Source organism: Bacillus sp. FG16 (assembly GCF_057809515.1).
The window spans coordinates 47821-61684 of the sequence record NZ_JBMDKC010000011.1; the positions used below are offsets into that span (position 1 = coordinate 47821).

The 13864-nt window shown below is 35.7% G+C and carries 10 protein-coding genes; 3 read left to right on the top strand and 7 right to left on the bottom strand.

What is annotated here, in order from left to right:
• Positions 1-24 precede the first annotated feature (24 nt).
• Positions 25-159, top strand: coding sequence for a DUF3934 domain-containing protein (locus ACODS7_RS06470; protein WP_000047588.1), 135 nt, complete (start codon positions 25-27; stop codon positions 157-159).
• Between the two features lie 102 nt (positions 160-261).
• On the opposite strand, the gene ACODS7_RS06475 is transcribed toward ACODS7_RS06470, so the two are convergent.
• From ACODS7_RS06475 to ACODS7_RS06500, 6 genes are all read right to left on the bottom strand, one after another.
• Entirely contained in the window at positions 262-3456 is a 3195-nt protein-coding gene (locus ACODS7_RS06475; RefSeq protein WP_098628963.1) for a DEAD/DEAH box helicase, read from the bottom strand.
• A 117-nt stretch (positions 3457-3573) separates the two neighbouring features.
• Entirely contained in the window at positions 3574-4506 is a 933-nt protein-coding gene (locus ACODS7_RS06480) for a response regulator (protein ID WP_016082107.1), read from the bottom strand.
• Positions 4507-4508: 2 nt separating this feature from the next.
• The gene (locus ACODS7_RS06485; protein WP_080681731.1) at positions 4509-5807 is read right to left on the bottom strand and encodes a sensor histidine kinase; all 1299 of its coding nucleotides are present in this window, start codon (positions 5805-5807) and stop codon (positions 4509-4511) included.
• 63 nt (positions 5808-5870) lie between these two features.
• The gene (gene malS, locus ACODS7_RS06490; protein ID WP_142333764.1) at positions 5871-7583 is read right to left on the bottom strand and encodes an oxaloacetate-decarboxylating malate dehydrogenase; all 1713 of its coding nucleotides are present in this window, start codon (positions 7581-7583) and stop codon (positions 5871-5873) included.
• Between the two features lie 75 nt (positions 7584-7658).
• Entirely contained in the window at positions 7659-9098 is a 1440-nt protein-coding gene (aspA, locus tag ACODS7_RS06495; protein WP_000224200.1) for an aspartate ammonia-lyase, read from the bottom strand.
• Positions 9099-9122: 24 nt separating this feature from the next.
• A complete protein-coding gene (locus ACODS7_RS06500; protein WP_000713291.1) occupies positions 9123-10394 on the bottom strand; it encodes a cation:dicarboxylate symporter family transporter in 1272 nt (423 codons plus the stop codon).
• A gap of 376 nt (positions 10395-10770) precedes the next feature.
• Between ACODS7_RS06500 and pyrH the strand changes: the two genes are divergently transcribed.
• Positions 10771-11514, top strand: coding sequence for a UMP kinase (pyrH, locus tag ACODS7_RS06505; protein ID WP_029441957.1), 744 nt, complete (start codon positions 10771-10773; stop codon positions 11512-11514).
• Positions 11515-11567: 53 nt separating this feature from the next.
• Here pyrH and cls read toward each other — a convergent pair whose 3' ends face one another.
• Positions 11568-12779 (bottom strand): cardiolipin synthase, encoded by a 1212-nt coding sequence (gene cls / locus ACODS7_RS06510; protein ID WP_061666802.1) that lies wholly within the window; start codon positions 12777-12779, stop codon positions 11568-11570.
• Positions 12780-12889: 110 nt separating this feature from the next.
• On the opposite strand from cls, the gene ACODS7_RS06515 reads away from it, so the two are divergent.
• Positions 12890-13828 (top strand): esterase/lipase family protein, encoded by a 939-nt coding sequence (locus ACODS7_RS06515; RefSeq protein WP_098628964.1) that lies wholly within the window; start codon positions 12890-12892, stop codon positions 13826-13828.
• Positions 13829-13864: the final 36 nt, after the last annotated feature.

A 13864-nucleotide genomic window follows, 5' to 3' on the forward strand; every position in this document is an offset into this window, starting at 1 on the left:
ATTTTTATATAACGGAGTGATCATATGAGTAAAACGAAAGCAAAACCGAAAAAAGGTGTAGGACAAGGTACAGGAAGTAAAGGATGGAACCGTTGGCAATCAAGTGCAAAGAAAAAGGCAGCTGCCAAACCATACAAAAGTAAAGGTACAAAGAAGTAATTTAAATAACATTTGATTTCTTTACTTTGTACAAAACAAAATATAATTATTACAACAAAAAAAGCTATGCACTCATAAATTTGAAGGCATAGCTTTTTTATATTAAATCATTAAAATATCTCGAATTTCTTCCTCTGTGATTGAGGACAATTTCTCTTCTCCCGGCTCAATCACTTCAGCGATTAAATTTTTCTTACTTTCTTGCAGTTCATGCATTTTCTCCTCAATTGTTCCCTGAGCTACTAGCTTTATAACTTGCACTGTATTTTTTTGTCCCATTCGATACGCCCTATCGGCCGCTTGTTGTTCAACAGCTGGATTCCACCATAAATCATATAATATTACTGTATCTGCACCAGTTAAATTAAGTCCGGTACCACCAGCTTTTAAAGAAATGAGAAATAGATCTCCTTCTCCTTCGTTAAACCGATCGCACAGCTCTACACGTTCCTGCGCTGGTGTACTCCCGTCTAAATAAAAGTATGGAATTGCTTGTCGATTTAACTCACGACCAATAATGGAAAGCATCTTCGTAAATTGAGAAAAAATTAATATTCTCTTCCCTGCACTTCTACATTCCTCTAAAATCTCTAACAATTGTTCAAATTTAGCTGAACTTCCTTTGTAATCATCAACAAATAAAGCGGGATGACAACAAATTTGTCGCAATCTCGTTAAACCAGCTAAAATTCTAATTTTATTTTTACGTAACGTGTCTTTGTCTAAATGCTTTAACGTTTCTTCCCTTAACTTCGCTAAATAAGCAGCATAGAGACTCTTTTGATCGGGTAATAACTCCGATGATTGTAAGTGCTCTATTTTCTCTGGCAACTCATTTAATACGTCCCCTTTTAATCGTCTTAATACGAATGGTTTCACTCGCTTCGCTATATCTTCACGCCTTAAATCACCGAACTCTTTTCTTCCTGGTAATAATTCCGGGAAGATGACATGGAAGATAGACCATAGCTCTTCTAATGAATTTTCTACAGGTGTACCAGTTAGTCCGAAACGGTATTCAGCTTGAATTGTTTTCACAGCTCTTGCCGTTTGCGTTGTAGGGTTTTTAAACGCCTGTGCTTCATCAAGAAATAGTGTATGAAATGGTCTTGCATATAATCTTATATCTCTTCTCAGTAATGGATATGACGTGATTACGACATCAAATTCCGTTATATCTTTCAAAATTTTCCGGCGCTCTGCTTGGTTTCCATCTGCAATAACTGCTCTAATATGCGGGGCGAATTTTTTCAATTCACTAAACCAATTATAAACAAGAGATGATGGTGAAACGACTAATATTGGCAGTTTCTTTTCTCGAATCTCAGTCAAAACAGAATCTATAAAAGCAATGCTTTGCAACGTTTTTCCAAGTCCCATATCATCTGCTAAAATACCGCCAAAACGGTAATGAGCAAGTGTTTTCATCCATTCGAACCCGTATACTTGATACTTTCTCATTTCTGCATTTAAAGTATTTGGCACAGCAAACTTTAATTTTTTCGGGTTTTGAATGTTTTCTACTAACTCTTGAACTGAATCATCCAAACTTAAAACATTACCTTCATGAAGTCCGTTCATCCATTTTACACTCCGAATAAGCGGAACATTTACCTCTTCTCCATGTAAAAATTCTTTCCGAATACCTGATTCTTTTATAAACTGATTAATTTCATTAAACTCTTTACTCTCTAGCGACAAAAACGAACCGTTCGCCAATCGATAATATTTACGTTTCTCTTCAAGAGCCGCTAATACACCTTTAATTTCTGCTTCTGGTATTCCTTTTATATCAAAACGAAATGACAACCAATCAATTCTTTCTTTTCTTCTCACTCTAATAAGAGGAACTGCATCCCCTTTACTAATTCGCAATTTGATTGCTGTCGTCGCATAAATATCAACTAAACCTTTTAATGTTGGCACGACGTGATATAAAAAGTTATACTCAGCTTCTTCATTATGCATAAAGTAACCGCCTTCTGTTTTTGCAAAGGCACTTTCACTCATAATGTCTAAAATCTCTTTTTCTTTTTTCTCATCACGATTAAAAACAGACGGCTGTCCATCCTCTTCTAGCGGATTAATCATGACGTTCCCATAGTGAAATTCAAGGCCTGCTAATAAGCGATTTTTCACGCGGTCTAAATACAATTTCGCTTTTAGCGAAGGTGTTTCAACACGATCCGATATTACTTCATCAATGTGTACAGTTCCGAGTTTCATTAATCCTGGTACAACTTTCGCGACGAAATGTTCCATCTTACTTTCTGGAATATAAAACTGATTACTATTTGAGCGACTCATCATCTTTTGTAATTCAATAAGTCGCATACAATCTTCAATGTGTAAGTGATATAATTTCCCATCATAAAGTGCATTGTTATACATATCCATAACTTGCACACGATTTAGACCATCTATATGAAGTGTAAATCCGCCATTATTTCCCTTCGTAAATTCAAAGTGTAACGGCAACAAACCTTTTGAAACTTGTAATCCCTGAAACAGTTGTTCATTTTGTTTCAGCTGTACATATTCAACTTTAGAAAGTGAAGAGAGCATATCTTTCCATGAAGCTGGTGGTATAAATATCATACTTTCATCTTGTTTCGCATGTACTTCTAGCGCATCCTCATACATTTTTTCGTTATGATACATTTTAATGAGCTGCTGAATAATTGCATCCGTTTCTTGTTTAAAACTATGTACATCTGGTGTATATGTAAATTCATTTGAACAATGAAAAAACTCTCTTTTCTCCACCTTAGAAAGAAATTCTCTAATATGATTTATGAAATACACTTTGGCAAGTTTCAATTGAATTCCAAGTAGAGCCCCACCACTTCTCGTAGCTACTGGTGTACATATAAACTCAACATCTAATATTTCACGTGTATCAAAACGGTGTTGTTTACTTTTTGGCCTCAGTGGTTTGTCCGCAAACAGCTGAAACATACCACTTGTCAATTGATCGCTTCTGTTACTAGCGGAACTCATTCCACCTGTTTGTTGATTATAGTTTATTTGTATTAATACTGCTGCAACATGTTGACAGTACGTTTGAAAAGACGCTAATGAAGGACAACTACATTTCGCAACAACATCACCCTTTTTAGCTTTTTCTACTGTAACATGGAAATCCTCGTTCCCTTTTACTGTCGCCTCGCAAATTTCTTTATTTTCATCATAATGATTTATTATCACTTTATTTGATTTATAATAGGCTTCACCTCTTTTATATGAGGTCTCTCCGCACACTTCTTTAATAATCGATTTATTCAATGTGAAACTCATCGCTTTGACACTTCCTTAATATAAAACCATTTTCTCTTACTTAACATTTTACATGCTCCACGAGAAAATATAAAATGTTGATTTAACAAAAAAGATGCTTATTTATAAGCATCTTTTTCACTCTATCTCCATCAACCTCTTCGCCTCAAAATACAACACTTGAATAAACTTCTTCGTATTAATTCGCGTATGACCAGAAGGTGCGAGTTCATCTTTCGTCATTTCTGTCATCCGTTTTCTAACTACAGTGAAATCGAAAAATTTTGGAGCATAGCTTTCAAATTTTGGATTTGAAAAGTCTGTTAATCCTAAAGAAGCCAAATGATTTAACGACTGATAAATAGCTCGACGTACTCTTTGTTCAGACGCTTTTTTCTCTTTATCAATATCCGCATCTAAAGCTATATCCCCTAATTTCCTTATCGTAATATGATGAAAAATTTCTTTTAACGCAGGAAAGCCAAACTCAAATGCCTGTGCCTTTTCTTGACCATATAAATATTCCAGCATACTAAGTAAATCTTTACTTCCATTCTCTCCCGCAATACCGAGTTCTGATAGTAAAAAGCGCCCTAAATCCCCTATCTTTTTTCCTTCTTGCACTGATTCAGTACGCAATTGCGGTGTTTCCCACTGAAACACGTTATTCAATGATTTTTGAATATCATGTATAGAACGCTCCAATCTAATACGCTCCATCACTTTGCGTACAACAGATACAACTTCGATTTTATTTAATGGTTTTGTAATATAATATTCTACACCAAGTGTATATGCCTCACCTATAAGCTGCTTCGATTCCACCTGAGAAATCATAATGATTTTCCCCGTAAAAGTTGATGCAATGTGACGAACTGTTTCAATTCCGTCCCTCATCGGCATCAACAAATCAATAAATAAAATATCTACTTTTTTAAAATTTAGTTGATCGGCTTCAATAAAAGCTCCGTCATCCGCCTCACCAATTACTTCTCCAAGATCTCCATCTTCAATAATTTGCGAAAGCATCGAACGAAAAACTTCATCATCGTCTACGATATAATAAAACAAATCTATTCCCCTTCCCGCTTTAAACTATCCTCCGGTAAACAAACGATAAACTTACATCCTCTTTTATTTTCTCGGTCTTCTAATTTCACTTCTCCGCCTAGCTCTGTTACCATTTCATTTATGTAAGAAAGCCCAATACCAGTTGACGGTGTTCCCGTTTGATCATACTTGGAAGTAAATCCTGGCTTAAATACTAATTTCTTATACTTTTGTGTAATACCAGGCCCATCGTCAATTACTTCAAAAAATATATGCTGATTTCTTTTATATAGCTTAATAATAACGAAACCTTTATCTTCAATTGCTTCAACAGCATTCGCAACTAAGTTATTAAAAATTGATAGCACTGTATACACATGGTATGCAGCATGCTCACCTTCTATATGTTTAGAAAAACGTATATCCTTTTCTAGCATTTCAGCATACTTCTCATTTATTCTAACAATCATCTCTGCTAACTCATGTCCTTCTACATATTCAGCCACATTTTTATCTAATAACAGTTTAGATAATCCTGCAAATATCCTTTGATTATCCTTTTTTATTTCATGCACTTCCCCTGCTATTTTCAATGCTGTTTTACTATTTGAATCAGCGCTTACTTGTAAATTTCGATATAGTTGATATGCTTCTTGTGTAATTAACTCCGCATTTTGTAACGTCTTTTTCAAATGAACAGATTCCACATATAAATTAGAAAGATGCATTAACATATTTTCATTTTCTTTTCGAACTTGCGATTCTTTTAATTTCGTTTCATATAAATTCATCATATTTAAAAAACCAAGTGCAAAGAAACTACGAAAAATAGCAATAATAATAAGTTTATTTACTTCAGAAATCGTTATTGTTGTACCGAGTACTAACATGTGATAAAACGCAAGTTCTGACATACTTGCAACAATTTCAATTGAAATTCCAAGGCATCCAATAATGATTGGTTTCTGATGGAACTTATTTACCCTGCAAAGCGAAAAAAGACTGCCATAAATAAAATAATAGAAGAACACAGGATAACGCAAATAAAATGATTCTGTCATATAAAATGAACCTTGCATAATCCAGTCAAGACATACTCGGAATAAGACTACAGATATACCAACAAGAATACCTGCAACTCCTGCTGGTACTCTTCTTAAAAATAATAATAAAAAGAAGAATAGCGGTGTACCGAAGCTAACTCGAAACGTATCATTAAAGGGATGAAAGTTCAGCTCCCCAGCAATCGGAACAACGACCATTAATATAATTAAAAGGGACATATCTTTCTTCCATAATTGATTCCAATTCAAAGGTGCCACTTCCTATACTTTTTTCAGTAGTAAAAGCGAAAGCCCGCTTATTGTTATAAACGGGCTTCGTTTCTATATTCTAACCTTTTCTACCGCTTTTATTTGGCGATACTCTGGCTTCCACATTGCTTCTTTCACTGCCATCTTGATATCGTTATCACTTAAGTTCACTCTTGCAACACCTTCTGCAACTGCAACTTTCGCTACTTCAATTGCAACCATTTCTGAGATATTACGTAATTCTTCGACCTCTGGTAAAATAGGTGCTCCTGGCTGACTTGTATCTACCATACTTGCAACTGCTTCAGCAGCTGCTGCGAACATTCCATCTGTCATAATGCTTGCACGTACTACAATTGTTCCAAGACCAAGCCCCGGGAAAATAAGTGCATTATTTGATTGTCCAATCACATACGTTACACCGTTATATGTAACTGGTTCAAATGGACTTCCTGTTGCAACTAACGCTCTTCCTTCTGTCCACTCGATTACATCTGCTGGTTTTGCTTCAGCAAGCGGTGTTGGATTCGACATTGGTAAAATGATTGGTCTTTCTACGTGAGAAGCCATTTCTTTAATAATCTCTTCTTTAAATGCGCCTGCAACAGTTGATGTACCAATTAAAATTGTCGGTTTTACATGTTTCACAACTTCAGCAAGTCCGATCACATCATTTTGCTTCCACTCACTTACTTCCGCTTCTTGTCTTGCGTACGGAATTTGGAAATCAAGAAGATCTTCCATATTATCTGTAACTAACCCGTTACGATCAATACACCAGAAACGCTTATATGATTCTTCTTCAGATACGCCTACGCGGACCATCGCATCTCTAACTTGATCTGCGATACCGATTCCAGCCGTACCAGCACCAAATACAACAACGCGGTGTTCACTTAATGGTACACCAGAAGCTTTCACTGCCGATAATACTGCGGCAAGTGAAACTGCACCTGTACCTTGAATATCATCATTAAACGTACAAACGTCATGACGGTATTTATCTAAAATTTTTCGTGCGTTACGAGAGCTAAAGTCTTCCCAATGTAAAAGTGCTTTCGGGAATTGTTTATTTACTGCTTGTACAAACGTATCAATAAATTCATCGTAAGCTTCACCTGTTATACGAGGATGACGATTTCCAATATAAAATGGATTGTTTAATAGTTCCTCACGGTTTGTACCTACATCTAAAATTACCGGTAATACGCGGCTAGGATCGATTCCAACTGCTGCCGTATAAACAGCTAATTTTCCGATTGCAATGTTAATACCACCAACGCCCCAGTCACCAATTCCTAATATGCCTTCTCCATCTGTTACAACGACTAAATCAATGTTCTCAGCTGTTGCACCAATATTGGTGAATGCTTCTTCAATACCTGATGGATCGTTAATCGATAAATAAACACCACGTGGTTTACGATATTCATGACTATATCTTTGAATTGCTACACCGACAGTTGGTGTATATACAATCGGTAACATTTCACGTAAATGATCTGTTAATATACGATAAAATAATACTTCATTTCGATCATGTAACGCAGTTAAGTATACATTCTTTAATAAATCATCCGGCTGAGAACTAAATTGTTCGTATGCTCGGCGTGCCTGTTCTTCTAACGTTAAAACCGCTGGCGGTAATACCCCTTTTAAACCTAACTCTTCTCTTTCATTTTGTGTGAAAGCTACCCCTTTATTTAAAAGTGGTGTTGATAATACTTCTGCTCCTCTTAATGTTGTTTCTAATGCACCATTAGAAGCTACTGTAAACTTGCTCATAACATCCCTACCTCTATTCATATATAGCATTTCTATATTGTAAACAAAAAAGAGGGGCTTGTCCCCCCTCTTCTTTTAATTTTTCTTTAAAAGAGTTGCTCCTGCAATCCCCGGATGTGTCATTTCGAATGGATCTAGAATTAACTCTAAGTCTTCTTGTGACAGTACACCATTTTTAACACAAAGTTCTCGAACGGATTGCCCTGTCGCGATTGCTTCTTTCGCAACGCGAGCTGCAGCTTCATAACCGATATGAGGGTTCACGGCTGTAATAATTCCTACACTTTTCTCAACATACTCTTTTAAGCGATCTTCATTCGCTTCAATTCCTTTTAAGCAATTATCTGTAAAGGCACGGAAACCGTTATTCATAATGCTAATTGATTGCAGTAAGTTGAAAACAAGTACTGGTTCCATAACGTTTAATTCTAATTGTCCTGCTTCTGAAGCAAGGCAAATTGTATGGTCATTACCAATTACTTGGAACGCAATTTGATTAATAACTTCTGGCATAACAGGGTTTACTTTCCCTGGCATAATAGATGAACCTGGTTGACGAGCTGGTAACATAATTTCTGCTAAACCAACACGTGGACCTGATGCCATTAAGCGAAGGTCATTCGCAATTTTAGACATATTCATCATACATACTTTAAGTGCTGCAGATACTTCAGTATAAGCATCCGTATTTTGTGTCGCATCTACTAAATCTTCTGCACCAACAAGCGGTAATTCACTGATTGCAGCTAAATGTTTTACAACTGCTTCAATATATTCTGGATCTGCATTTAAGCCTGTGCCAACTGCAGTTGCCCCCATATTTACTTCATATAAATGTTGACGCGATTGTTGAATTCGTTTCATATCACGTTCAAGTACGCGAGAGTATGCTTTAAACTCTTGTCCAAGACGAATTGGCACAGCATCTTGTAAATGTGTACGACCCATTTTAATAACATGGTCAAATTGTTCTGCTTTTAATTCAAATACATCATGCATATAACCCATCGTTTGTAATAAGCCTTCTAATGCATTTAACGTTGCGATATGAATCGCCGTTGGGAATGCATCATTTGTTGATTGCGCCATGTTTACATGACTATTTGGACTAATATAGTGATAGTCTCCCTTTTCCATTCCTAATAATTCAAGAGCACGATTGGCAATGACTTCATTTGCATTCATGTTCATTGAAGTACCTGCTCCGCCTTGAATTGGATCTACGATGAAATGATCATGCCATTTTCCATCAAGAATCTCTTGAGCAGCTTCTGCGATCACGCCACCCTTGTTCAATTCCAATCTTCCTACATCTGTATTAGCAAGTGCTGCTGCTTTTTTTACAATTGCGAATGCTCTAATTAAACCTTCATGGATTTTGTATCCTGTAATTGGGAAGTTTTCAACTGCACGCATTGTTTGTACGCCATAGTATGCATAGTTTGGTACTTCTTTTTCACCTAAAAAATCTTTTTCAATTCGAACACCATTTTTAACTTCAGTTAATGTTGCCATGATTATTCACTCCTTAACGATTTCTTATGCTGCTTTTGTTTCTTTGACTGTTTCTACATATTGTTTTGCTTTCTCATTATCGAATTCGCCTTCCCACTTCGACATAACAATGGCCGCTAATGCATTTCCTAATACATTGACAGATGAGCGAATCATATCTAAAATGCGGTCAATTCCCGCAATTAACGCGATACCTTCTAGTGGTAGCCCCATTGAACCTAACGTTGCTAATACAACAACGAACGATGCACCTGGAACTCCCGCCATACCTTTGGATGTTAACATGAGAACGAATAATAACGTTATTTGCTCCGTTAGTGACATGTGCACACCGTACATTTGTGCAACAAACAATGCCGCTAACGCTTGATAAATAGCCGATCCAGTCAAGTTAAATGTATAACCTGTCGGAATTACGAAAGAGGCAACTGCCTTTGGACAACCGAACTCTTCCATTTTTCTCATTATATTAGGTAAAACAGCTTCTGAACTTGCTGTCGTAAACGAAAGAATCAGTTCTTCTTTTAAAATTTTTATTAATGTAAAAATGTTTACTCCAACCATTCGTGCATTAATACCTAATACAATCACAACGAATAGTATAACAGTTACGTATACAGCTAGCACTAGTTTTCCTAGCGGAAGTAATGTTGCTACACCAAATTTTGCAACCGTAACGGCAATTAATGCGAATACACCAAATGGTGCAAATTTCATAACTTGATTTGTAACCCAAAACATTGCTTCGAGTACACCTTCAAAGAAGTTAAAAACAGGCTTTCCTTTTTCCCCAATTGCCGCAACTCCTAAGCCGAATAATACTGAGAAGAATATAATCGGTAATAGGTCACCTTGTGCAATCGATTCAAATACGTTTTTTGGTACAATGTGAACAATTGTCTCAGCAAAACCTTTCTTCTCCGTTGCATCTGCTGTTTGTTTATAAGAAGAAATATCACTTTGCTGTAAATTACTCATATCAACACCAGTACCTGGTTGGAATATATTCGCTGCAAGTAATCCCATTAAAATAGCAATCGTCGTAATAATTTCGAAATAAAGAATTGTCTTACCGCCCAGTTTCCCAAGCTTTTTCATATCTCCTACACCAGCTACTGCAACAATTAATGCTGAAATAACAATTGGTACTACAATCATCTTAATTAAGTGAATAAATATATCCCCAATTGGTGTGATATAAGAAATCGCCGTTTTATTGCCATAAAAGACTGCCCCTACTACAATCCCTAAAACAAGCGCGACAAAAATTTGTGTTGCCAATCCGAATTTTTTCATTTATGTTCATCCCCTTCATGCGAACGCTTTCAATTTGAATTTATAAAAGCTACTCACACATCTTATAAGCGAACCTACAAAATCATACAAAAACCTACAAGTTTGTCACAAAAAATTCGAATATTTTTCTTCTTTTTTTCATTGACACCATTTTGTTAAAAAACGATAAAATAAACTTGATAAGTAATCAGATTGTTTCGTATAATCAAAAAGATATATACTTACAACAAATCAAAATGAAAAGGAGTGGATGTTATGAAAAACTATACAAAGCAATTCGTCCTATCTTCTTCTTTTCTTTTTCATTTTCTTAAAAAGGAACAAAGGCATTCGCCTTTGTTCCTTTTTTATTGCGATCTATATAGGGGGAATTGTTATGAGACCATATAAACGTGTCTTAATTAAATTAAGCGGCGGTGCACTTGCCGATCAAACTGGAAATAGCTTTAACTCCAAACGATTAGAACATATCGCAAACGAAATTTTATCCATTGTTGATTTAGGTATCGAAGTATCCATCGTCATCGGTGGCGGTAACATTTTTAGGGGGCATCTAGCTGAAGAATGGGGAATCGATCGCGTAGAAGCTGATAATATCGGTACGTTAGGTACAATCATTAACAGCTTAATGCTTCGCGGTGTTTTAACAAGTAAAACAAATAGAGAAGTACGCGTTATGACTTCCATTCCATTTAATGCAGTAGCTGAACCATACATTCGCTTGCGTGCAGTCCACCATTTAGATAACGGTTATATCGTTATCTTTGGAGGCGGAAACGGGCAACCGTTCGTGACGACAGATTATCCAAGCGTACAAAGAGCCATTGAGATGAATAGTGATGCCATATTAGTCGCAAAACAAGGTGTCGATGGCGTCTTTACAAGTGATCCAAAGTATAATAAATCAGCAAAAATGTACAGCAAACTAAACTATAATGATGTCGTTAGACAAAATATACAAGTTATGGATCAAGCGGCATTACTGCTTGCCCGGGACTACAATTTACCAGCACACGTCTTTAACTTTGATGAGCCTGGAGTCATGAAGAAAATATGTTTAGGCGAACATGTGGGGACATTGATCAATGATGATGTTACGATGCTGGTGCATGAGAAATAATGATTTCCCACCAAAAATGGTGCCTTTTGTAGGCACCATTTCCTAATTCATCGTTACAAATAAAAATCAACCAATCCCGCCACTTTTTCCTTACAACGTTCCCAAAAAGATAACTTCTCAAAAAACTCTTTCGTCATTTCTTTTGAATCACGAAAATCCTCTGTTAATGCTTTATTCACGTCCGATACGATAGTCCCGCCATGAATATACAAATTCATCTCATCATTTATATAGAAGCTACGGGCAGTAAAGTTTGTTGTACCTATAACAGTTAACTCATTATCAATTAGCATTAACTTTCCATGAAACATCCCTTTTTTATAACCATATACCGTAATCCCGTTATTAACAGCTTGACGTATGTACGGATATGCCGCCTCTTTAATAAGGGGGATATCTGGTTTATATGACCAAAGTATTTTTACTGTAACACCACGTTTTTGCGCTTCAATTAAAGCATTCATTAATTCTTTATTTTTCGCTATAAAATAAGGTGTTGTAATGACGATTGAATGCTTCGCTTGCTTTATTAACTGTATATATGTTTCAGCGACGTAATGCCCATTGTAACTAGTCATAGTATGTAATGTATTCCCTTTACTAGCGTTATTCGTACTCCTCTTTATCTCTTCTTTCGTATCTCGTTTCCAATCTAAAGCGAATTGCTGTTCTAAATCTTTTGCTCCTTCTCCTTTAAGCCGCACATGATAATCACGCCAATATCCAAATCGCTTATCTTTCCCTAAGTACTCATCTCCTATATTAAATCCGCCTGTATAGCCAATTTCTCCATCAATTGTCGTAATACGGCGATGATTCCGATGATGAAGTGAATAAAATCCGAATGGCAATGCAGGTTTTCTACTATATGTAAAATGTACACCACTTTCCCGCAATTCATTTATCATCTTCCTTTCAAATGATAAATCATTAATGCGATCAACTGATAAATAAACGTTTACTCCTTCTTTTGCCTTCTCTTTTAATAAGTTTAAAAAAGTATGGCTACTTTTATCATCCGACAAAATGAAGAAATAAGTGTAGATGGAGCTTTTCGCTTTTTTTATATCTTCAAATAGCTGCTCATATAATGATTTTCCTTCTACATATAATTGAAAGTCACTATAGTGAGATGCATACTCTGTCGGCATGTTTTTCCCAGCTTCCATTTTCCTACCTAAGGTAACATCGATATGCATCCAAATTAAAATAAAAACAAAAATAGCAATAATAATAGAAGTAACTCGCAATATTTTTTTAATCATTTTGATTTCCTTCCGATCAAATTACTTTCTACTCTGTAGTGTTTCATTTAAATATGTTTTCATACGAAATGTATTTCTATTGATACCAAACGATTAAAGGAGAGAGAAATATGAAAAGAGGAAAAATCCCTATTGTTTTTATCCCAGGTCTTTTCGGTTCAATGAGTAATATTATTATTCCAGGTACTGGTGATTGGAGTTTTGGACTTTCTGCATTTGTTTACGAACCATTCATCATGATGTTAGAAAGTATGGGGTACGAACGAAATAAAGACTTGTTCATCTGTTTTTATGACTGGCGGCAGCGCATTGTTTTTTCTACACAAAAATATTTATTACAAACGATTGCCTATGCTAAAAAAATTACAGGGTGCGATAAACTAAATCTAATGTGTCATAGTATGGGTGGGCTTCTTGGACGTTCTTACGTTCAAAGTGAAACATATAAAAATGATGTGAATCAACTTATAATACTCTGCACACCAAACGCTGGATCTCCACCAAATTATAGTTATTGGACTGGAGGTAGTCTCCCTATCCATGCCTCTTCTAAAATAAATATCGTTCATTTTTATATGGAACAATATATTCGTTACTTAAGCATCTTACATAAAATGAATAAGGTTGAGGCGATACATCTTTACTTTCCAGGATTACAAGATGTTATTCCTTGTAAAGATTACGGAAATTATTTATTTATAAGATCTGACTCTTCTCTTATATTTCTTCCTTATAGTAATATGCAAACGAAAAACCCTTTCCTCGATACATTAAATGAAAATAGATTTATTATACAAAAAAGAAATATTGAAACTACACTCATTGCCGGAGATGAAGAGGAAACAATTCAATATTTACAAGTTATCCCTTCACACTCCAACCTGAAATGGACAGACGGCAAAGTCGTCGGTGATTTACTTACAAAACATGGTGACGGTAACGCTGTTTTACATAGCGTTTTTCTTCTAGAGGGAAATAAATATGTTGTGCATGCTTCACATAACGAAGTGCTCTACAAAAGCATTCCTATATTACAAAAGATACTCTAAATTACAAACAAAAAAGGTATGGCATTAAGCCACACC

Bases quoted from the DNA above. Each gene is read 5' to 3' on its own strand.
- cls (WP_061666802.1), bottom strand. From the start codon at position 12,779: ATGATTAAAAAAATATTGCGAGTTACTTCTATTATTATTGCTATTTTT.
- ACODS7_RS06475 (WP_098628963.1), bottom strand. From the start codon at position 3,456: ATGAGTTTCACATTGAATAAATCGATTATTAAAGAAGTGTGCGGAGAG.
- ACODS7_RS06515 (WP_098628964.1), top strand. From the start codon at position 12,890: ATGAAAAGAGGAAAAATCCCTATTGTTTTTATCCCAGGTCTTTTCGGT.
- ACODS7_RS06470 (WP_000047588.1), top strand. From the start codon at position 25: ATGAGTAAAACGAAAGCAAAACCGAAAAAAGGTGTAGGACAAGGTACA.
- malS (WP_142333764.1), bottom strand. From the start codon at position 7,583: ATGAGCAAGTTTACAGTAGCTTCTAATGGTGCATTAGAAACAACATTA.
- pyrH (WP_029441957.1), top strand. From the start codon at position 10,771: ATGAGACCATATAAACGTGTCTTAATTAAATTAAGCGGCGGTGCACTT.
- aspA (WP_000224200.1), bottom strand. From the start codon at position 9,098: ATGGCAACATTAACTGAAGTTAAAAATGGTGTTCGAATTGAAAAAGAT.
- ACODS7_RS06500 (WP_000713291.1), bottom strand. From the start codon at position 10,394: ATGAAAAAATTCGGATTGGCAACACAAATTTTTGTCGCGCTTGTTTTA.